This window comes from Streptomyces telluris, assembly GCF_024519335.1.
GTDB classification, from domain to species: Bacteria; Actinomycetota; Actinomycetes; order Streptomycetales; family Streptomycetaceae; genus Streptomyces; species Streptomyces telluris.
Genome location: NZ_JANIID010000021.1, coordinates 61,098 through 82,236, shown reverse-complemented (window position 1 = coordinate 82,236; position 21,139 = coordinate 61,098). Strand labels below are relative to the sequence as shown.

At 73.2% G+C, this 21,139-nt stretch carries 16 protein-coding genes; 5 read left to right on the top strand and 11 right to left on the bottom strand.

What is annotated here, in order from left to right; translation table 11 throughout:
- Window positions 1-62 precede the first annotated feature (62 nt).
- A complete protein-coding gene (locus NQU55_RS22210; protein ID WP_168095015.1) occupies window positions 63-455 on the top strand; it encodes a rodlin in 393 nt (130 codons plus the stop codon).
- Window positions 456-464: 9 nt separating this feature from the next.
- On the opposite strand, the gene NQU55_RS22205 is transcribed toward NQU55_RS22210, so the two are convergent.
- From NQU55_RS22205 to NQU55_RS22160, 10 genes are all read right to left on the bottom strand, one after another.
- A complete protein-coding gene (locus tag NQU55_RS22205) occupies window positions 465-839 on the bottom strand; it encodes a hypothetical protein (RefSeq protein WP_168095016.1) in 375 nt (124 codons plus the stop codon).
- Window positions 836-1,270 carry a roadblock/LC7 domain-containing protein gene (locus tag NQU55_RS22200; protein ID WP_256790996.1) on the bottom strand — a complete coding sequence of 145 codons (435 nt, stop codon included), beginning with the start codon at window positions 1,268-1,270 and terminating at the stop codon, window positions 836-838. Before NQU55_RS22200 ends, NQU55_RS22205 begins: the two co-directional genes overlap by 4 nt.
- Window positions 1,271-1,415: 145 nt before the next feature.
- Complete coding sequence (locus NQU55_RS22195) at window positions 1,416-2,189, bottom strand: transcriptional regulator (RefSeq protein ID WP_168092069.1); 774 nt, start codon at window positions 2,187-2,189, stop codon at window positions 1,416-1,418.
- Between the two features lie 119 nt (window positions 2,190-2,308).
- Window positions 2,309-2,692, bottom strand: a complete 384-nt coding sequence (locus NQU55_RS22190; RefSeq protein WP_168092065.1) for a hypothetical protein — start codon at window positions 2,690-2,692, stop codon at window positions 2,309-2,311.
- Between the two features lie 216 nt (window positions 2,693-2,908).
- Window positions 2,909-4,519, bottom strand: a complete 1,611-nt coding sequence (locus NQU55_RS22185) for a M4 family metallopeptidase (protein ID WP_168092064.1) — start codon at window positions 4,517-4,519, stop codon at window positions 2,909-2,911.
- A 323-nt stretch (window positions 4,520-4,842) separates the two neighbouring features.
- Complete coding sequence (gene iscX / locus NQU55_RS22180; RefSeq protein ID WP_168092063.1) at window positions 4,843-5,037, bottom strand: Fe-S cluster assembly protein IscX; 195 nt, start codon at window positions 5,035-5,037, stop codon at window positions 4,843-4,845.
- The gene (locus tag NQU55_RS22175; protein WP_168092062.1) at window positions 5,024-6,307 is read right to left on the bottom strand and encodes an MFS transporter; all 1,284 of its coding nucleotides are present in this window, start codon (window positions 6,305-6,307) and stop codon (window positions 5,024-5,026) included. Before NQU55_RS22175 ends, iscX begins: the two co-directional genes overlap by 14 nt.
- A complete protein-coding gene (locus tag NQU55_RS22170; protein ID WP_168092061.1) occupies window positions 6,304-9,048 on the bottom strand; it encodes a class III lanthionine synthetase LanKC N-terminal domain-containing protein in 2,745 nt (914 codons plus the stop codon). Before NQU55_RS22170 ends, NQU55_RS22175 begins: the two co-directional genes overlap by 4 nt.
- A 410-nt stretch (window positions 9,049-9,458) precedes the next feature.
- Window positions 9,459-12,203 (bottom strand): class III lanthionine synthetase LanKC, encoded by a 2,745-nt coding sequence (lanKC, locus tag NQU55_RS22165; protein WP_168092060.1) that lies wholly within the window; start codon window positions 12,201-12,203, stop codon window positions 9,459-9,461.
- Window positions 12,204-12,360: 157 nt separating this feature from the next.
- Entirely contained in the window at window positions 12,361-13,398 is a 1,038-nt protein-coding gene (locus tag NQU55_RS22160) for a radical SAM protein (protein WP_256790995.1), read from the bottom strand.
- Window positions 13,399-14,064: 666 nt separating this feature from the next.
- Here NQU55_RS22160 and NQU55_RS22155 point away from each other — a divergent pair.
- The 4 genes from NQU55_RS22155 to NQU55_RS22140 all read left to right on the top strand — a co-directional run bounded on the left by NQU55_RS22155 (window position 14,065) and on the right by NQU55_RS22140 (window position 20,039).
- On the top strand, window positions 14,065-15,897 hold the full coding sequence (locus tag NQU55_RS22155; protein ID WP_168092768.1) for a sensor histidine kinase: 1,833 nt from the start codon (window positions 14,065-14,067) through the stop codon (window positions 15,895-15,897).
- Window positions 15,890-16,582 carry a response regulator gene (locus NQU55_RS22150; RefSeq protein ID WP_256790994.1) on the top strand — a complete coding sequence of 231 codons (693 nt, stop codon included), beginning with the start codon at window positions 15,890-15,892 and terminating at the stop codon, window positions 16,580-16,582. Before NQU55_RS22155 ends, NQU55_RS22150 begins: the two co-directional genes overlap by 8 nt.
- A gap of 121 nt (window positions 16,583-16,703) precedes the next feature.
- Entirely contained in the window at window positions 16,704-17,786 is a 1,083-nt protein-coding gene (locus NQU55_RS22145; RefSeq protein ID WP_168092769.1) for a M4 family metallopeptidase, read from the top strand.
- Window positions 17,787-17,885: 99 nt separating this feature from the next.
- Window positions 17,886-20,039, top strand: coding sequence for a nuclease-related domain-containing DEAD/DEAH box helicase (locus NQU55_RS22140; RefSeq protein WP_168092770.1), 2,154 nt, complete (start codon window positions 17,886-17,888; stop codon window positions 20,037-20,039).
- Between the two features lie 52 nt (window positions 20,040-20,091).
- Here NQU55_RS22140 and dhaK read toward each other — a convergent pair whose 3' ends face one another.
- Window positions 20,092-21,084, bottom strand: coding sequence for a dihydroxyacetone kinase subunit DhaK (gene dhaK / locus NQU55_RS22135; RefSeq protein WP_168092771.1), 993 nt, complete (start codon window positions 21,082-21,084; stop codon window positions 20,092-20,094).
- Between the last annotated feature and the right edge of the window lie 55 nt (window positions 21,085-21,139).

Below are 21,139 nucleotides of genomic sequence, written 5' to 3'. Positions count from 1 at the left end.
GCATCGGGGAGTTACTCAGGGCGCGTTCCTCCGGGAACGCGGACCGAGTGAAAGGTGTGGAAGTGCTCAAGAAGGTGATGGCCGCAACGGCCTTGACGGCCTCGGCGGTCGGCGTGATCGCCGGACCCGCGGCGGCCGCCGGCGACGGCCGGGGGGTGGCCAACGCCAACGGCGCGCGAACCGGCTCCGGTGCGACGCTCACCGGCGGCTACATGAGCCCGCAGACCACCGCGGTCCAGGGCACGCTCAACGACCTGTGCATCGGCGTCGGCAAGATCGGCGTGCAGGGCGTCCTGCTCAACAACGTCGGCCTGCAGGACATCCCGGTGCTCACGTCGCAGCAGCAACAGCAGTGCACCAAGGCATCCGTGATCGACAACGGCGACAACCCGCTGTCGCACTTCGCGGAGCGCATCTCACTGCTGAACCGCAACGGGACCGGCAACCGCCACTAGATCCCCGCGCTACACCTCCAGTTCCGCCTCGATCCGCTTGAGCTGGTGGCGCGCCATCGCAAGATTGGCGCGCCGGGCGTCCAGCACCAGGTAGAGGAAGAGGCCGTTGCCGCCGCGGCCGGTCAGCAGCCGGATCATGTGGTACTGCGATCCGAGCGTGATGAGGATGTCCTCGATGGAGTCCTGGATGTTGAGCATCTCCATCGTCCGCAGCTTGGCCCGGACCACGTCCGTGTTGCCCGCCGCGGCGACGTTGAGGTCGAGGGTCTGCGACCCGCCGAGGGTGCCCAGCGCCATGCCGCTGCCGTAGTCGACGAGGGCCGCGCCGAGGGCGCCCTCGATCGAGCTCATCGCGTCCTTGAGGGCCGTTTCGGTGTTCGTCATGAGGTGATTCCGCTCTGGTTGTCGGGACGGGACGGGAGGGGAGCCTGGCGCGGGCGCTCCAGGGCTCCGTCGATCAAGGGGGCGATGCGGGCGCCGGCCCTGCGGGCCTCCAGGTTCAGCCGGCCGACGTTGGCGCCGGCCGAGGCCAGGAGGGTCAGCACGCAGGAGGAACCGGCCGCGTAGGTCGCCACGTAGCCGCGCTCGCCGCTGACGAGCAGTTCGCGAAAGCCGCCGTGGCCCACGGCGTCCGTCAGCCGCGCGCCCACCCCGAGCGCCGCCGCCGTCAGCGCGGCCACGCCGTCCGGTTCCATGTCGGTGACCAGGTGCGCGATCACCAGCCCGTCGGTGCTGGCCACCATCGCCCCGGTCAGGTGCGGGACCCGGGCGCGTAACCCCTGGAGCTCGGTGAGCACCTCGGGTGCGGCGGTCATCGGCTGTCTCCTTCCGGCGAGCTGTCTGAAGGCGCGCCTCATCATGGGATCGGCAGGTGCGGGCAGGCGTACGGCACGGTCGTGCAGGTCGTGCAGGTCGTGCATTTCGTGCAGGTCATGCAGGCCGTGCAGGTCGGACAGGGAGTCACAGGGCCTCCAGGGCGTCGCGGATCCGGTACAGCAGGGAGATCTCCGGAGCGGTGGGAGGCGGCGGTCCCGGCAGGGCCGGGGCGTCCGCGCGGGGCGTGCGGACCAGACCGGCGGCCGCCAGCCGCCGCACGTCGAGGAGGGTGGCGAAGGCCGAACGCCCCAGTGCCCGCGCGATCTGCAGCGGCGTGCGGACGCCGTCGGCCGCGGCGAGCACCGCCCGCCGCCCGCCCGCGGGGCCCGGGCCGCCGCTGCCGCCGTCGCCGACGGGCACCACCGGCGCCGCGTCCACCTCCGGGCACGGCCAGGCCCGTTCCAGCAGCCTCCGCCTGCGGCCGACCTCCCGCTGGAGCACCGGCACGGGGACGGGGCGGATGGGGCCGAGCCAGTGCCGGGCCTCGCCGAGGAAGCGGTCGGGCGCGCGCTGGGAGCGGTCGAGCGGGGACAGGACGAAGTAGGCCGCGTCGAACAGCGCGCTCAGATGGCACAGTTCCAGCTCGCCGCGGCTGAGCCGGCCGCGCTCCACCAGCAGGCTGCCCGCCCGGTAGCCGGGCCCGCCCTCCGCGACCGCCTCCTCCCAGACCTGCGGGGACAGCCGTCCGCGGGCGGTCAGCCGCCACCCCATGTCGGGCACGACCGGGCTCTCGGCGTGCACCACGGCGCCGTCCGAGAAGTAGAGCGCGCCGACGCGGCCGTGCAGGGCGCCGGTCGCTCCTTCGGCGGCGAGCCGGTCCAGCGTGGGGGCGGGCCGGTCCGGCGTGGGGGCGAGCAGGTCCGGGGCGAGGGCGGGCCGGTCCGGGGCGGAAGCCGGTAACTCCCGTACGGGCAGTTCCCGTACGGGCAGCTCGGGTACGGACAGCTCCTGTGCGGGTGACGCCGCGGGTATGCCGGTCACGCCAGGACCAGCCGCTCGGCGAGGCCCTTGAGCCGGAACAGGGCGACGGCGAGATTCGCCTCGCCGCGATCCAGCCACAGGTAGAGGCAGACGCTGCTGTCGAACTCCGTCTCCACGAAGCGGAGGAGGTGGTAGCTGCCGCGCGCGGTCACGATCAGGTCCTCCACCGGCCCGGTCCGTGCGGTCGCCGCGGTGAACGCGCTGTTCTCGAAGGCGAGCCGGGCCAGCTCGGCGGCGTCGGCGGCCGCGCTCTCGTGGTCGCGCCCGGGTCCCTCGCCCGCTTCCCCCAGCGCGAGCCCGCTCGTCCAGTCCACGAGGCTCGCGCCCCGTGCGCCCGGGATGGTCATGGCCTCGGCCAGGCACCCGTCGATACCGGTCACACGATCCTCTCCAGCCCCCCGTGCCCGATTACCAGTGGCGTCATCGCTGCGACGGAAGGTAATCGATGTGGGTGCTGTGAGGGGAGAGTTTTGGCATTTTCTCTCGGCACATGTGAAGCAGGTGTATGGCGGGATCCGGGCGGTGCGCGGACAGGGGTACGGGGCCCGCCCCGTGGAGGTGGGCGGGCCCCGGAACGAGCGGGACGGGAGGCGGGTCTACTTGACGTTGACCGCGCTCCAGGCCGCCCCGACGGTCTTGTACTCGGTGCTCGTGGTGCCGTACAGCGCACCGGCGGCCGACAGCGTCGCGGTGCGCGCGGCCTTGTAGTTGGTGTTGGACGTCATGTACGAGGTCAGGGCCTTGTACCAGATCTTGGCGGCCTTGTCCCGGCCGATTCCGGTGACCTTGGAGCCGTCGGACGTCGGGCTGTCGTACCGGACGCCGTTGATGGTCTTCGCGCCGCTGCCCTCGGACAGCAGGTAGAAGAAGTGGTTGGCGACGCCCGAGGAGTAGTGGACGTCCTTGCCGCCCACGCCGCTGTACCAGCTGTCGACGGAGTTGCCGTCCTTGGACGGCTTGTCCATGTAGCGCAGCGGCTTCCCGTTGCCGAAGATGTCGATCTTCTCGCCGATGAGGTAGTCGCCGACGTCCGAGGAGTTGTTGGCGGAGAACTCCACCGCGGTGCCGAAGATGTCCGACGTCGCCTCGTTGAGCCCGCCGGACTCGGCGCTGTAGATCAGCTTCGCGGTCGCGGCGGTGACGCCGTGGGTCATCTCGTGGCCCGCGACGTCGATGGCGGTGAGCGGCTTCTTGTTGCCCGTCCCGTCGCCGTAGGTCATGCAGAAGCAGGCGTCGCTCCAGAACGCGTTGACGTAGCTGTTGCCGTAGTGGGCGCGGGAGTAGGCGCCCTTGCCGTCGTTGCGGATGCCGTTGCGGCCGAAGGTGTTCTTGTAGAAGTCCCAGGTCACGGCAGCGCCGTAGTGGGCGTCGACGCCCGCGGTGAGCCGGCCGCCGGCCCAGGTGTCGGTCGCGTTGGAGTAGAGCGAGCCGGTGCCGGTCGTGCCCTGGTTGAGGTCGTAGGTCTTGTGACCGCCGCGCGCGCCGTCGTTGAGCTGGTAGCTGCTGCCGCTCTTGGTCGTGGTCAGCGGCACGGTCCCGCTGTACTGGCTGGTGCCGGTGCCCGTCTCGATCGCCTCGTAGCGGAAGAGCTCGGCTCCGCTCGCGGCGTCGGTGACGACGTGCAGCTCGCTCGGCGTGCCGTCGCGCTGCACGCCCTCGACGACCGTCTCGTAGGCGAGGACCGGCGTGCCGGAGGAGGCCCAGACGACCTTGCGCGGCGTGCCCGCCGAGGGCTTCGCGGTGTGCGCCGCGGAGGCGGCCGACAGCGCGGTCCTCGCCGCTGCGGACGCGGGCTGCGCCGCATCGGTGGAGGTGAGGGAGATGGCTGCTTCGGTGGACTTGGTGACGGAGGTGCGGCCGCCCGCCTCCTGGTGGACGACGAGGTCGCCGCCGAGGACGGGGAGTCCGGCGTAGGTGCGCTCGTAGCGGGTGTGCACGGTGCCGTTCGCGTCCTTGACGACGTCCCGGGCGACCAGCTTCTCCTTGGCGCCGAGGCCGATCCTCCCGGCGGTGGCGGCGGCGTTGTCCTGCGCGCCGCGTATCTCGGACGCCCGCTGGTCGGGGCTCATCGGGACCGCCATGGCGCTCGGGCCGCGCTCGGCCTGGGCGCCGGCCACGCCGGTCTGCACGGCTACTGCGCACAGGGCGGCGGAGGCGAGGAGGGCGGTGCTGCGGACGGTGTGGCTGCGGGGGGTGGTGAATCTCAACTCTGTCTCCTAGCAGGGGCGCCGGGCCGCGGCCCGGCGAGGGATCGGACATCCCAGGGCGGACTGCCCGTTGATGCAGGAGTGAATCGAGAGGATGGTGCCAGCTCGCGCTCGAAGTTGACAGGTGCGCGACAAGGAGTGGCGTGGAGTATTCCTACGATGTCCGGTTCGGTGCCGTCGCCGCCGCCGGAGAGGTGGTATCGGCGGCCCGGCCGGCCCGGGGCGTGCGGCCCCGCAGCGCCGTCCCGGCGCGCGTCCCGTCCGCCGCCCCGCTGTTCACGGAGGGGCGGCGAACGGGGCGGCGAGGATCGGCCGGCGGGGGATCAGCCCTTTCTGTCGCTCCACGCGAGTTGTATGGATTCCAGAATGCGGACGTTGTAGCGGGCCGGGTCGTCGCCGAAGCCGTCCAGTCCGACCACCAGGTCGCGGACCTCGGGGAATTCGATGGCGAGCGGCTTGCGGTCGGGGTGCTTCGCGGCGAGTTGCGCCGCTATCTGCTGGATGTCAGTCCATCGCATGCGCCCGAGTGTGACCTACACCGTTCGAACGGTCCAGGGAGTCAGCCGTGCCGAGCGCGGTGTCGCGCGGGGACGCGGCGGCGAGGGCGGCCAGGAGTACGCCGAAGAGCAGGAAGAGGGCGCAGCCGGGCAGTTCGCCCAGGAACAGGCCGGTCAGGGACGCGCCGAGCGGGGGAGTGGCCATGAACAGCAGGCCGATGGCGCTGTTCGCCCGGCCCTGCAGATGAGCCGGGGTGCGCAGGAGGCGGGCGACCGTCAGCACCGAACCCGAGACGGCCACGGCCAGGGTGCACCCCGCCATCAGCACGGCGAGGACCGGCGCGCTCGCCGTGAAGGCCATCGCCCCGACGAGCAGCGCGCACAGCACACCGGTGGCGGACAGGACCCGGGAGGGGGAGAGGAGCCGGCCCACGCGCGGGGCGAGGACGACCCCGGCCATCGCCCCCACCGCCGACGTCGCCGTGAGCATCCCGACGGACAGCCCCGACGCCCCCTGCCGCGCGCTGATCACGACGATGGCCAGGTACACCCCGTCGAAGACGAAGTTCTGCGCCGACGCGATGAGGGTCAGGCGGCGCAGCAGGCGTTCGTTCCACAGGAATCCGATGCCCGCGGTGAACGACCGCCACAGGCCCTCGCGCCCGGCGTCCGGCGGGGGCGGCCGCGTCCGCGTCCGCAGCGCGGCGATACATCCGGCGGAGACCGCGTAGGAGACGCTGTCCAGCCAGAACGGCCAGCTCGCCCCCGCCTCGAACAGCGCACCGCCGGCCACCGGCCCCAGCAGGAACGCGAACTGCCCCCGCACCTGGTTGACCGCCAGGGCGGTGGCCAGTCTGCTCTCCGGCACGACCTGCCGGACCGCCGGCAGGACCGCTGCGTTGAACGGCGCCGTCAGGAACCCGAGCACCACCCCCGCGGCCAGCAGCACCGGAAGCGGCGAGAAGCCCGTCAGGATCGCGGCCGCCAGGGCCGCGCTCGCCACGGCACGGCCGGTCTCGCAGACCAGCAGGACCGTGCGGCGGTCGAAGCGGTCGGCGACCGGGCCCGCCGGCAGACAGGCCAGCGCCAGCGCACCGGTCCACACGGCCTCCACCAGCCCCACGTGCAACGGCGAGTGCGTGGCCTGCAGGACCAGCAGCGGCAGCGCGACGGCCGAGGCGCCCGAGCCCAGCATCGACAGCCCCTGCCCGGCGCACAGCAGCTGGAAGTCCCGGTTGCGGCGCAGGCTGCCGGAGGGCGGACCGGCGCGCCCGGCCGCCGTGGGCTTCACCGGCCCGGCTCCGGCGGACGCCCGCACGGCGCGGGTGGCGACAGCGCCGGCGGGAGCAACGGCGGCGGCAGCAAGGGCGGTGGGAGCAACGGCGCCGGGAGCAACGGCGCCGGGAGCAACGGCAGCGGCGGGTGCGCCATCCGCGCCGGGCCGCCTGCCAGCGCGGTGTGCACCGCCAGCAGCACGCCCGCGGCGCCGGTCGCGAGGTCCATGGACAGCCGCAGCAGCCCGTCCAGGGCGAAGGCCCGCCGACCCCGGAACCGTACGCAGTGGAGGCCCAGACTCCGCAGGTGCGGGACCAGTGCGGAGTCGGGGCCGGCAAGGTGGGCGAGGCCGTACAGCAGCCCCGCCTGGCCGTCCAGGAGCCCGGGGGAGAGGAGCAGTTCGGTGCCGAGGCCGTCGCGCATGCGGTCGCGCAGGAGGGCGAAGTGCGGGTCGTCGGGGCGGTGCTGCAGGTACGCGTCCAGGGCGAGGGCGATGCCCGCGCTGCCGCGGTCCAGGGTCGACAGCCACCGCTGCCCCTCCCGGACGTGGACCTGACCCTCGCGCGGCGCCCCGCAGTGGCCGAGGTCCCGGGCCAGCGCGGTCTCCGCGTGCCGCAGCCACGCCTGTTCGCCCGTCTTCGCGTACAACCCGGTGAACAGCAGCGCCGGGCCCGACCAGCCGTGCGTGAGGCCCACGGCGTCCGGCTTGCCGGCCAGCTGCTCACGGCCCGCGAGCGCGCGGGCGAGGCGGTCGGCGAGCCGCGCGGCCCCGTCCGCGTCACCGAAGTGCAGGCGGGTCAGCCCGATCCCGGCGAGGCCACCGAACAGGCCCGCACCACAGCCCTGGAGGCCGATCCCGTCCAGCCGCGCGAGCACCTCGCGGGCCTCGCCGGGCCGGCCCAGCTCGTCCAGGACGTAGGCGACGCCGGCCAGCCCGTCGTACAGCCCGGGCCGCGGCCAGCGGGTGCGCTCGCAGGCCCGCACCAGCCAGTCGACGTGGTCGCCGAACGCGGGGTGGTCCGCCCGCCCCGTCACGTACAGGGCGTGCAGCACCCCGGCCGCGCCGAACGCCAGCGACGCGCCCTGATCGTCGAACTGCCGCACGTCCCCGGGGAACAGCCGGTCCTCGCGCTCCGGCGTCGCGCTGAGCAGGATGCCCTCGCGGAGAGAGTCCAGTGCGGCCCGCCCGTCGGCTGTACGCTCCTCCGGCCAGGGCGAGCCGTCCGGCGCGACGTCCGCGAACGGCGTGGCCGCGACCCGTACGGAGTCCGGTGGCGCGAGCTCCCTGCGCAGCCGGTCGCCGAAGCCGGCCGGCACCGGGAACCGCCCCTCCACCCAGCCCGCCAGCTGCGCGTACTTCGCCCGGTCGAAGCGCAGCAGCGGCGTCAGCGGGCAGAACAGCGCGAGGGCCAGGGCGGCGAGCGCGTACGTGTCGACGGCGCGACCCGAGCGGGCCCACGCGGCGGTGAAGCCGGGTGTGCCCAGGGCGGGCCGGGGACCGGCGTCTTCCTGCGCGCAGGCCGGCTCGCAGGCCGGCTCGCAGGCCGCCTCGACGCCTGTCCTGCAGGCCGCCTCGTCGGCTGTTCCGAAAGCCGTTTCGAAGGCTGTTTCGAAGTCGACCAGGCAGACGCCGCCGTCGGGGCGCACGATGACGTTGCCGGGCTGCAGGTCCCCGAAGACGATGCCGCGCGCGTGCAGTTCGGCCACGGCCTTCTCGATCCGCCCGAGGACGTCGCAGGCCCACCGCGCGTACGCGGCGACCTCCTCCTCGCCGGAGCCGTGCCGGAACAGCGGGTGGCGCCTGCCCACCGCCTCTTGCAGGGTCTCGCCCTCGACGAACTCCTCCACGAGGAAGTGGTGCTCCCAGTGGCGCGTCCGCGCGTACACCCGGGGCACGCAGTCGAGACCGGCCAGCCGCTCCAGCACCGCGTGCTCGCGCCCCAGGCGCGCCACGGCGTCCAGACCGCTGTCGTCCAGGCCGGCGTGCGGCCGCGCTTCCCGCAGGACGACCCGCCTGCCGGAGTCCCGCTCCACGGCGCGGTACACGCCACCGCCGTTCGAGAAGTGCAGCGCCTTCTCCACCCGGTACGGAAAGCCCCCGGGCGTGCCCGCAGCGGCCGCCCGGATGCGGGCGCCGAGGAAGGCGGGCGCCTCCACCCACGGCGGCACCCGGAAGGCGGTCCCCCGCACGTCGGGCACGAGCACGCCGCCCGGCCCCTCCATCGCCGGTACGTACTCGCCCTCGGGCGAGAAGCAGTAGGCGAGGCTGAAACCGCCGTAGCGCACGTAGAGCGGGCCCTCGTCCCAGCGCAGGTCGCTCAGGACGTACGGGCCTTCGACGCCGCGCAGCAGCGCCGAGAGGTCCGTCAGCGTCCGCTCCAGCTCGTCCTCGCCGGCGGGGTAGACGGTGACGAGCTTGCCCCCGGCCGAGCGCGGCGCCTGCTTGCTGTTGACCTGCTTGAGGACGGTGGCGCTCCGGAGGAACTTGAAGCAGATGCCGCGCCCGGTGCAGTAGTCCCAGACCGTGTCGACCACGTGCTCCGCCCGGGCGGCCGTGGCGGAGGCGTGGATCTTCCAGCCCTGCCGGGGCAGCCGGGCCTCCGGGCGGTGGATGTTCACCCAGCCGCCGCGCTCGGCCCGCTGCCAGCCCGGGGGCGGTGGGCCGGCCGCGCGGGCGAAGCGGTCGGCGGCGTCCTCGATGCGGTCCAGCGTCTCGACGAAGAAGGGGTCCGCCACGAGATGACCTTGAGCGAGCATGGTGACCTTCCCTTGCGGACCTCTGGAATCCCCTGTGGGCTTCCACCGGCGGACGGGGCCTCTGCGGCCCGGACGTCCGATCGCTGACGACCTGCCGGCCGCGGGCAGCCCACGGCCGGCAGCCGTTACGGAGAACGACGCGTCAGGCGACGCCGCGAGCGCTCTCGTAGCTGTTGGCGCAGGGCCACACGGAAGGGGTCTCCTCCTCCAGCTCCTGCAGCTCCAGGACCTCCGACATGTGCTTCACCTCCTCTCAGGTCTTCTCGGAGCGGTGCATCGCGTGGATCCGGCACACCGGTGCACGGACCGTCAGCCCATGCCGAGGGAGCTGTGGGAGCTGTTGGCGCAGGGCCACAGGGAGGGGGTCTCCTCCTCCAGCTCCTGCAGGTCCAGGATCTCCGACATCCGAATCACCTCCGCTCTTCGGCTCGTCGGGTCGGCGGCCGCGGGTCGAGGTACGGCAGGGCGGGGCCGTTGCCCTCGAACGCGGATCCCAGAGCGAGCAGCACGCCCGCCGAACCGGTGGCGAGGTCCGCCGAAAGCCGCAGCATCCGGAAGCCCGGGAACGCGAGGTGCCCGCGGTAGGAGTGCGCGTACCAGGCCAGGCGGCGGATCTGGGTGAGGACCGCGGGCTCGTCCCCGGCCCCCTCCCTCTCCCCGGCCCTCTCTCCGCTCCCGGGGAGAGGGCCGTCCAGCGCCGCGAGCGTGGCGATCGCGCCCGCCCGTCCCCGCAGCAGCCCGGAGTTGCGCACGTAGAGGGCCCGGCAGGTGTGCCGGACGGCGGCGAGCGTCGCCGCCCTCTCACCCCCGGGGCGATGCCTGAGCAGGCCCTGCAAGGGGAACGCGAGCCCGCTGCTCCCGCCGTGCAGGTACGGCAGGTGGTGGGTGCCGTCGAAGAGGGTGAGGGCGCCGTCGGCCTGGACGGTGCACCGGTCGGCGTCGAGCCCCACCGCGCGGTCGGCGAGATCGAGGTGACGCGTCTGCCCGGTCTCCTCGTACAAGTGCAGGAAGAGGAGGGCGAGTCCCGCCGCGCCGTGCAGGAGGCCGCAGGGCGGGGGGACGCCGCGCCGGGCGGCGAGCGGACCGGCCGTGACGACCCCGGCCAGCTCCTCGGCGGTACGCAGCGCGCTCTCGTGCAGCGCTCCGTCCCCGGTGATCCGCGCGAACCGCAAGAGGTTCAGGGCGATGCCCGCCTTGCCGCCCGCCAGGTCGGGGCGGACCGCCTGCGCGTCGAGCGGGCGGCAGCGGGCGAGGACTTCGAGGGCCTGTTCGCGCCGCCCGAGCAGGTCGAGGGTCAGGGCGACGCCGTGCAGCCCGTCGAACAGGCCCGGCCGAGGGGCGGGATCGCGCTCGGCGGCGGCCACGAGCCACGCGACGTACTCCGCCGGCACCTGCGCGCCCACCCGGTGCAGGGCGTGGAGGACCCCGGCCGCGCCGTAGTCGAACGCGTAGCCGCCCAGGGAGTCCGGGCCGGTCGGCGTGCACGGGAAGAGCCGGTCCTCGCGCTCCGGCGTGGCCATGGCGTGGATGCCGGCGACCAGGGAGTCCCGGACGGCCGGCCAGTCGGGGCGCTCCGCGGCGAGCATCCCGGCGTGGTCCTCGGGGGCGGTGTCGTCCCCGCGTACCGGCCCCGCGCTGTGAGGCGGCGGGCCGGGCCAGCCGGGCGGGCCGTACAGGCCGTACAGGCTGGACAGTCCGGGCCGCAGTCCGGTCATCAGTCCGGTCATCAGTCCGGTCATCAGTCCGTCCCCGAAGCGCGCGGGCAGCGGGTACAGCTCGTCCACGGCCGCGGTGAGGACGCGCAGCGTCGCCGGGCTGCGGTACGGGACGGGCAGCAGGAGCCACAGCCGCAGGGCGTCGAGGAGGAAGGCCGTCGCGTCCGCGCCCCGCAGGCCGGGCGGCGCCGTGAACCCCTCCTCGCCCAGTGCCGGCGCCCTGTCGTCGGACAGGTCCGTGGCGGTCTCGAAGTCGGTGAGGACGACGCGCCCGTCGGCGCGGAGCAGGATGTTCTTCGGGTTGAGCTCCCCGAGGCGCAGGCCACGGGCGTGGAGGGCGCGCAGGGCTTCACTGATTCCGTCGACGGTTTCCAGGGCCCGAGCGGCGTACCCGGCTGCTTCCTCGGCGGCCCGTTCGTCCGAGGTCAGCGGGAACCCGGCGGCCGCGGCTTCGGCCAGCGTGCGGCCCTCGACGTGCTCGACGGCGAGGAAGTGGTGCCCGGCGTGGACGTGGTGGCCGAGGGCGCGGGGCACGCAGTCCAGGCCGGCCAGCCGGGCGAGGACGGCGCGCTCGTGGGCGAGGCGGGTGACGGCGTCGTCGCCGCGCAGGTCCAGGCCGGCGTGGGGCCGCGCCTCGCGCAGGACGACCGTGGCGCCGGTGACGCTGTCGGTCGCGAGGTACGTGCCGCCGCCGTTGGTGAGGTTCAGGGCCTTCCGCACCCGGTAGGGGAACGGGCCGTCGGGGGCGGTGTGCAGGGCCGCCAGGTCCGGGCCGAGGATGCCGGGCAGGGGGACCCAGTCCGGGCAGCGGAAGACCGGGCGGCGGTTCTCGGGGACGAGGCTCCCGTCGGGGCGCCGCAGCGCGGGGACCAGGGCGGGCTCGTCGCCGGACCCGTAGGCCCGGCCGTCGCCGGCGGCCTCGGGACACCGCCGGGCCCCTGAGGAGCCGTAGCGGGCGTACAGGGGGCCGGAACGGTGGCGCAGACCGCCCATGACGTACGGGCCCGGGAGCGTCTCCAGCAAGGTGGTGAGCTCCGTGAGCGCACCGGCGAGTGCGGCCTCGTCGGCGGGGTGGAGCGTCATCAGGTCGGCCCCGGTGAGCCGGTCGGCGTGCTCGTCGCCCAGCGCGCGGGCGGCGGCGACACTGCGGACGACGTCGAAGGGCATGCCGTTGCGCAGGCAGAAGCCCCGGACGATCTCCGCCGCCCGCGGCAGGTGGGGGAGCGTCACGGACACGTGGATCCGCCATCCCTGCGCGGGCGGTTCCACCGCCCGCGGCCGCAGGGTCACCCACGAGCCCGCGTCCGTACGTTCCCAGCCTTTCGGCGGCATCCGGTGTGCGGCGGGCAGCCTTTCCGCCGAGTCGTCGAGCCGTTCGGGGAATTCGAAGAAATCCCGGTCCGCCCGGTAGAAGCGGTCGTAGTCCTTGAGTTTCATCATGGGCGGCCCCTCCGTTCGGTAGCGGCGAGAAATTCCATCGGGTGGGGAGGGCGAAGCGGGGACAGGCCGGGACGGAATCCGTCCGGGTGCCGGGTGCCGGGTGCCGGGTGTCCAGGTATCCGGATATCGCGTGCCCGCGGCTGTCAAAAGGCACCGGTCATTGCGTAACGGCAGCGAATTCCGGGGGATTCGTACGGACCGAGCGCCGGCCGATCCTCGCGTGGTCCTCCGGGGAAGCGAAGCGGAGGTCCATCCGCCGGACGGCCTCCGCCCAGGTCTGCATCGAGTGCACCGAGGAGAGGGTCTCCACGACGAACGGATCCTTCAGCCGGTCCAGCGTGCGCTCCCACAGCAGCGCCGCGGGCTCTTCGAGGAGGCTGCCGACCGTCCCCTCGTAGACCGGGATGCCGCGCACCCTGCCGTCCGGCTCCACCTGCATCACCAGGGTGTCGACGCGGCGCGCCACCCGCTCGGGGGCCATGGCGAGGTTGAAGTTGTCCGTGGTGAAGACCGACACCGAAGCGGGGGCGAGATCGCGCAGCCGGGCCAGTTGTTCCGCGCTGGTCAGCCGGGCCACTTGGGCGTCGTCGAGGAGTTCGCGGCGGCAGAATTCCGGGCGGCTGGCGAGCCCTTCGGGGACGGCCGAATTGAAGGCCAGGGTGCGCAGCCGGGGGAACCGGTGGGCGATGTCGGCGGCGAAGTCCTCCAGCTGGCCGAAATTGCTGCGGATCACCACGCAGTCGATGCCGAAGACCAGCCGGTTCCGCCCCGCCGCCAGGCGCTCCTCCGCCACCTCGTCCAGCAGCGCCAGCGCGGCCATGACCCGGGCGAAGGAGCCGGCCCGGCCCCGGATGCGGTCGTGGACCTCCGGCGTCGCTCCGTCGAGGCTGACGATCACCTCGTCGAAGTGGTCGGCGAGGCGTGCGGCGAGCGCCCGGTTCATCACCCAGCCGCTGGTGTTGACAGACATCCTCACGCCTGCGTCGCGCAGCCGCGCCGCCACCTCGAAGATGCCCTGGACGATGAGCGGTTCGCCGCCGGACAGGGCGACGACCCGCGGCCCGAGCGCGACGAGGGCGTCGGCGACCCGCAGCATGTCCGGCGGGCTCAGCTGCCGGGACGGGCGGCGGCCCGACTCCGAGTAGCAGTGCGAACAGCGCAGAGGGCAGGCGTAGGTGGTGTCCCAGACGATCACTTCGGGACCGGGACCGGGACCGCGGCCGGGACCGCGACCGGGGCCGGACTCGACACGGGGTTCAGAGGAAAGGCCGGCGGGAGGAGCGGCAGATGGCTCAGCGCAAGGCTCGGCACAAGGCTCGGAACAAGGCTCAGGACCGGACTCGGAACCGGAGGAACGACTCATGGCAGCCACCCGTTCTCGAAGGACTGGGGGAACCCGGATAAACCGAAAGGCCGGCGGCGGACCGGAAGACCGGGCCCGGGCGCCCCGGAGGGCGCGCCGTCCCGGGTCCGGTCTCCCCCGTACCGCTTCCCTGATGCGATGCTCCGAGTCTGCTGGGAGCCGCCTTTCCGGGGGACCCGGGGGCCCTCCAATGCGCATGGAGGTTAACCGCCATGCACGACGGGGGATTTCTTCTCTGGACTGCCGTCGGGACGGCCCACGATAATGTCCTTCGTGGCAGCAGCCAGAAGCGGGGGTATGCGCGTCATCGCCGTATGCGGCGGACTGTGCATGCTCTGGGCAACGCTCGTCGGGACGACCCAGCTGCAGAACAGGTATACGCTGCCGTGGATCCTGGGTTCCGTTCTCCCGTGCTATTTCGCCGGCTTGTTCCTTTGGTGGCACGCGCCGTCAAGTCCGGTCGCAAGGCGCCTTTTGCTGATCGGTACCTGGCTTTCGATGACCATTGCGATTCGTTACAGCACCACACTTCTGATCAGGGCCTTCGGCTGGAACCTGCGCCCGCGGCCCTACGCCCTCCTCCTGCCGGCCGACTACGGCCTCCAGGTCCTCAGCCAGACCTGCGACCTGATCGTCAGCATCCTCCTCGTCCGGCTGCTCGCCCTGCTGCCCGACGGCGCCGTCCTCTTCCCCTACGAGCGCCGGTTCCTGCGCGCCCTGTGGGGCATGCTGGCCCTGCCTCTCCTGCTGCCCCTGACCGGGATGTCGCAGCTGGCCGTCCACTACGTCGTCTTCTACTACCCCGAGGCCTGGATGCCGGGGATCGGCGCCGTCCTCCTCGTCGTCCGCTGCCTGCGCGCGCCCGCCGCCGGCCGTCCGGACGTCGCCGCCCTGCTGCCCTTCGCCGCGGCCGGCGCGGCGCTCCTGCTGGTCCGGGCCGCCTCCCGGCTCTTCCGCTCCTGGCAGGGCGAGCAGGGCGTGCTCTACTTCGTCGGCGCCGTCCTCGGCGCGCTGCCCTACGTGGCCGTGTCCCTCGTTATCGTCTACGCGGCCTTCCGCCACCGCCTCCTCGGCGTCGACCTCGTGCTGCGCCGCTCGGCCGTCTACGGGTCCCTGTGGCTCATCATCAACAGCTGGTACCTCGGCATGGCCCTGACCCTCGGGCTCACCGCGGGCCAGTACTTCCCCGTCGGCCTGTCCCTGCTCGTCGCCGTCGTCGCCACGGCCCTCTTCCAGCCGCTGCGCGCCCGCCTCAACGCCCTCGCCGAGCGCCGCGTCTTCGGCAAGCGCCTCAGCCGGTTCGAGCTCCTCGTCCAGTTCGGCACCACCCTGGAGCACGCCTACGACCTCGACCGGCTCGCGCCGCAGCTCGCCACCGGCCTGCGCGAGGGCCTGAACCTGCAGTGGGTCGCCGTCCGGCTCGGCGGCGACGGACTGCCCGTGTCCGCCGCCGAGGCCGGAGAACGGCCCCCCGGCGCCGCGCCCCTCGGGGAGTTCCCCCTCCTGTACGGCGAGGACGTCCTGGGCCTCATCGAATACGGCCCCAAGGCCGAGGGCCGCTGCACCCCCGAGGACCACGACATCGGCGAGACCCTGGCCCGCTCCGCCGCCCTGGCCGTGCACAACGTGCGCCTCGCCGCCGAGCTGTGCGCCCGCGTCGAGGAGGTGCAGCGGCAGGCCGCCGAGCTCGACGCCTCCCGCGCCCGCATCGTCCACGCCCAGGACACCGAGCGCCGCCGCATCGAACGCCGGCTCCACGACGGCATCCAGCAGGAACTCGTCGCCCTCGTCGCCAAACTGGCCCTCGCCCGCAACCGCCTGCACCGCGGCGGCGACATCGACGCGGCCCTGACCGAGGTGCAGGACGACGCCTACCGCGTCATCGACGGGCTGCGCGAACTCGCCCACGGCATCCACCCGCCGATCCTCACCGACCAGGGACTCGTGGCCGCCGTGACCTCCTGCGCCCGCCGGATGCCCCTGCCCGTCACCGTCCACAGCGAGGAGTCGCTGGGCGGGGTGCGCTTCGCCCTCGACATCGAGGAGTCCGCCTTCTACCTGGTCTCGGAGGCGCTCACCAACGTGCTCAAGCACGCCGGAGCCACCCACGTCACCATCCGCATCGCCCGCAGCGGCGGCAGGCTCCTGGTGGAGGTCCGCGACGACGGTGCCGGATTCCCCACCGAGACCACCCGCGGATCCGGGCTCACCGGCATGCGCGACCGCATCGAGGCCGTGGGCGGCGAGCTCACGATCACCAGCGGCACCGGTGCGGGCACCACCATCCGTGCGCGGCTCGTGGAGCGAGTGAGGGAGGAGACCCGTGCCTGACCCCCTGCGCGTCGTCATCGCCGAGGACCACTACCTGGTGCGCGAAGGCACCCGGCGGCTGCTGGAGGACACCGGACAGGCCGATGTCGTCGCCGCGGTCGGCACGGCCGTCGAACTCCTCGACGCCGTCGAGCGCTTCCGCCCCGACGTCGTCATCGCCGACATCCGCATGCCGCCCGGCCACCACACCGAGGGCATCACGGCCGCGCACGCCATCCGCGCGGGACACCCCGGCATCGGCGTCGTCGTGCTCTCCCAGCACGCCAACGAGAACTACGCCTTCGACCTCTTCCGCTGCGGCACCGACGGCCTCGCCTACCTCCTCAAGGAACGCATCGGCGAGGTCGACGAACTGCTGCGCGCCCTGCGCGAGGTGGTCGCCGGGCGCTCCGTGGTCGACCCGCGCATCGTGGAGGTGCTGATGGGCAGCCACGCCCGCGCCGCCGACGCGCCGCTGTCGCGGCTCACCCGCAGGGAGCTCGACGTCCTGCGGCACATGGCGGAGGGCAAGACCAACCGGGCGATCGCCGAGTCCCTGCGGCTGTCGGAGTCGACCATCGAGAAGCACGTCAACTCCACCTTCGCCAAGCTGGGCCTCGCCGAAATACCGCAACTGCACCGGCGCGTCAGCGCCGTCCTGGCCTACCTCCGGCACACGCCGCGGCCGCGGGCAGCGGACAACTGACATTCGTTGTCGGGATCCTGACAAGAAGCGGTGCGTGGTGGCACGCTCTTTCCTGCCCCGCGGATCGCCCACGGAGTCCCTCACCGCCGCAGCAGAAGAAGAAGCCGAAGAAGGTGCCGCCATGCCCCGCAGCAAGCCACGCGCGCTCACCCTCGCCCTGCCGGTCGCAGCAGCCCTCCTCGTGACCGGACTGCAGGCCGGTCCCGCGAGCGCCCGCCCGGCCGGCGAGCCGGCCACCGGCACCGGGTGCAGCAGCTACGGAAGGGTCGCGCTCGACACCACCCGCAACACCGCCACGGGCCTGTACGAGCTCGACGACCCCGGGCGCGGCAACCACAGGACGTACGACATGAAGGGCGCGACGACCGGCAACGGCATGCTGTTCACCGACGCCGACAACGTCTGGTGCGAGGACGGCCCGCAGGCCGACGGCGTCGACGCCCACTACGTGCACTCCGTCGTCTGGGACTACTACCTCGGCACCCACGGTCGCAAGGGCGTCCACGGCAACGGCCGCGGCACGTGCAGCCGCGTCCACTACGGCAACCACTACGCCAACGCCTTCTGGGACGGCACGAGCGGCTGCATGACGTACGGTGACGGCGGCCCGAACAGACGGCTCATCACCATCGAGACCGCCGCGCACGAGATGACCCACGGCGTCACGGAGGCGACCGCCAGGCTGACCTACAGCGGCGAGTCCGGCGGCCTCAACGAGGCGACCAGCACCATCTTCGCCGCGGCGGCCGAGTTCTTCGCGAACAACCCGGCGGATCCGGGCGACTACCTCATCGGCGAGCGCACCGACATCACCGGGAACACCGTGAGCGGCCGCATGGACCACCCTTCCAAGGACGGCCGGTCCAAGGACTACTGGTACCCGGGCATCGGCGGCATCGACGTCCACTACTCCAGCGGCCCCGCCCATCACTTCTTCTACCTGCTCGCCGAGGGCAGCGGCCCCAAGGTCGTCAACGGCGTCGCCTACGACAGCCCCACCTACGACGGCAAGCCCGTGAAGGGCATCGGCCGGTCCGCCGCCGAGCGGATCTGGTACCGCGCGCTCACCGCCCACATGACCTCGAACACCACCTACGCGGCGGCCCGCGGAGCGACGCTGCGCGCGGCGGCGGATCTCTACGGCGCGAGCAGCGGCGAGTACGCGGGGGTCGCCGCCGCGTGGGCGGCGGTCAACGTCAAGTAGGGCGGCCCCGCATCCCGTCCGGGACCTCCCGCGACCACTCCGGTGCGTTATACGATCATCACTTTACGTCCGGGGGCGGTCGGGGAGGGGCGGGCATTCATGGGCGCGGGGGGATCGGCGTGGAAGCGGGCGCAGGAGGCCCGGCGGTACGAACGCGAGCTGCGCGAACAGCTCAGGGCTGCCCAGTGGGAGGTCCGCAACTGGGAAGCCGCCAGCGAGGGCGAACGCAAGGTCGCCGCGAAGCTGCAGGTCCTCACCCGGCGCGGCTGGCGCCTGCTGCTCGACCGGCGCTGGCCCGGCACCCGCTCGGCCAACGTCGACATGCTGCTCGTCGGCCCCGGAGGCGTCTTCGTCATCGACGTCAAGAACTGGCGGCACGCCCCCGAGACGGCCGGCGGGCACCTGACGGCCGGCGGGCGCACCTGCGACCGTGAGGTCGAAAAGCTGCTCAAAGTGACCCGGCTGGCGGAGAACGCCGTCTCCGCACGGAACCTGTCACCCGTGGCCGTCCAGCCGCTGATGGTCTTCGCCGGCCGGTCCCTGAACGCCCGGCTCGGCACCGTACGGCTGCTGGGGGAACGGGACGTGACACCGGCGCTCGTCGCCGAACGGCTGCGGCTGCGCCCGTCCGAGGTGAAGGCCGTCGCCGACCACCTGGAGAAGGTGTTCCCCGGCTACGAGGACACCTCGGCCCGCACCGGGCCCGCAGCGCCGGCGGCATCGGTGGCATCGACGGCACCGGCGGTGTCGGCGGCACCCGCGGGGCCCTCCTCGGCCGGGCCCGGGGACGCACCCTTCGAGGACGCGCCCTTCGGGGACGCGCTCTTCGACGCGGAGGGGATACGGAACGCGGCCCTGGAAGCCGCCCGCAGCGCCCCGATCGAACAGTGGATGACATTCCTCCACCCCGACCAGCTCGCCCTCGTACGCCGCAACTGGTCCGGCCCCGCGCGCGTCAGCGGACCGGCCGGCACCGGCAAGACCGTCGTCGCCCTGCACCGCGCCGCGTACCTCGCCGCACGCACCCCCGGCCGGATCCTCTACGTGACCTTCGCCAACAACCTGCCCCGCGTGCAGCGCACGTTCCTGCGGACGATGGCCCCGGCCGTCGCCGACCGGGTCGACTTCAGGAGCCTGCACTCCTGGGCGGGCGAGTTCCTCCGGGCACGCGGCGTCGCGAGCAGGCTCGACCGCGACAGGGCCGAGGGCGCCTTCGGCAGGGCCTGGCAGAGCCACGGCCGCGGCACGGTCCTGGAGACCCTCGACCCGGCACCCGGATACTGGAAGGAGGAGATCGACTACGTCATCAAGGGCCGGGGACTCACGGCCTTCGAGGAGTACGCCCCGCCCCTGCGGCGCTGGCGCCGCCGCACCAACCTGCGCCGCCCCCACCGCGAGGCCGTGTGGGCGCTGTACGAGGAGTACGAGCGCAACCGCACCGGCAAGGGCGTGCACGACTTCAACGACATCCTCGCCCTCGCCCTCGCCGAGGCCCTCGCCCACCCCGGCGCCACCCCGTACACCTCGGTCGTCGTCGACGAGGTCCAGGACCTCACCTTCGTCGGCGTACGCCTGCTCCACGCGCTCGTCGGCGACGCGCACAACGGCCTGCTGCTCGTCGGCGACGGCCAGCAAGCCGTCTACCCCGGCGGATTCCGCCTCTCCGACGCGGGCATCGACGTCCGCGGCCGCGGACAGGTGCTGCGCAAGAACTACCGCAACGCCAAGGAGATCCTCGACGCCGCCCTCGCCGTCGTCGCCGACGACTCCTTCGACGACATCGACGGCACCCCGACGGCAGGGCGCCGCGACGTCGACCTCGCCTACGGCGACGGCCGGGTCACCAGGTTCACCGCGGCGACCCGGGCCGAGCACGACGAGGCGCTCCTCGCCGCCCTGCACGCCCTCGGCCCCGAGGCGTGGCCCGACTCCGCGGTGCTCTGCCGCACCGGAACGGAGCGGGACCGCTACCGGCGGCTCCTGACCCGGGCCGGCATACCCGCGATCACCCTGGAGCAGTACGACGGCCGCCCGGTGCCCGGTGTGAAGCTGGGCAGCTACCACCGCGCCAAGGGACTGGAGTTCAAGCACGTGCACCTGCCCGACCACGACGCCCCGGCCGCGGCCGGGGCGGGTGACGGCGCCGACGAGGGCGTCGTGCGCGAGCGCCGCGAGCTCCACCGCAGCCAGCTCTTCGTCGCGATGACGAGGGCGCGGGACACGCTGTGGCTGGGCTCGGTGACGCGCGGCTGAGCCGGCGGCGGTGGCAGCGGTCGGCGGGGCGGTGGGGCGGTGGGGCGGTGGGTCAGCGCCCCCAGCGCAGCCCGGGCGTCTGCACGGGCGCGTCCCACAGCCGCAGCAGCTCCTCGTCCACCTGGCAGAGCGTCACCGACGCGCCGGCCATGTCGAGCGAGGTGACGTAGTTGCCGACCAGCGTCCGCGCCACCGGCACGTCGCGCTCACGCAGCACGCGGTGCACCTCGGCGGTGAAGCCGTACAGCTCCAGCAGCGGCGTCCCCCCGGCCCCGTTCACCAGCGCCAGCACCGGGCCGGTCGGCTGCAGGTCGGCCAGCACGGCGTCCACGGCGAAGTCCGCGATCTCGCCCGACGTCATCATCGCCCGCCGCTCCCGCCCCGGCTCGCCGTGGATGCCCACGCCGAGCTCCAGCTCTCCGGCGGGCAGGTCGAAGGTGGGACTGCCCTTGGCGGGAGTGGTGCACGAGGCCAGAGCCACCCCGAAGCTGCGCGACGCCTCGTTCACCCGCCGCGCGATCGCCTCCACCCGCTCCAGCGGCGCCCCCTCCTCGGCGGCCGCACCGGCGATCTTCTCCACGAAGAGCGTGGCACCGGTGCCGCGCCGCCCGGCGGTGTACAGGCTGTCGGTGACGGCGACGTCGTCGTTGACGAGCACGCTGGCCACCTGGATGCCCTCGTCCTCGGCCAGTTCGGCGGCCATGTTGAAGTTGAGGACGTCACCCGTGTAGTTCTTCACGATGAACAACACGCCCTCGCCGCTGTCCACGGCAGCGGCGGCCCGCACCATCTGATCGGGAACGGGCGACGTAAAAATTTCGCCGGGACAAGCGGCATCCAGCATCCCGGCCCCCACGAACCCCCCGTGCAACGGCTCGTGCCCGGACCCGCCCCCGGACACGAGCGCCACCTTCCCGGCCACGGGCGCGTCGCGCCGCACGACGACGCGCCGCTCGACGTCGACACTGAGCTCGGGATGCGCGGCGGCCATACCGCGGAGGGCGTCGGGGACGACGGACTCGGGGACGTTGATCAACATTTTCATGCGGGTTCCCTACTGAGCTGATAGGGGGTCAGCTTTTGGCTGAGGCGCTGGACCT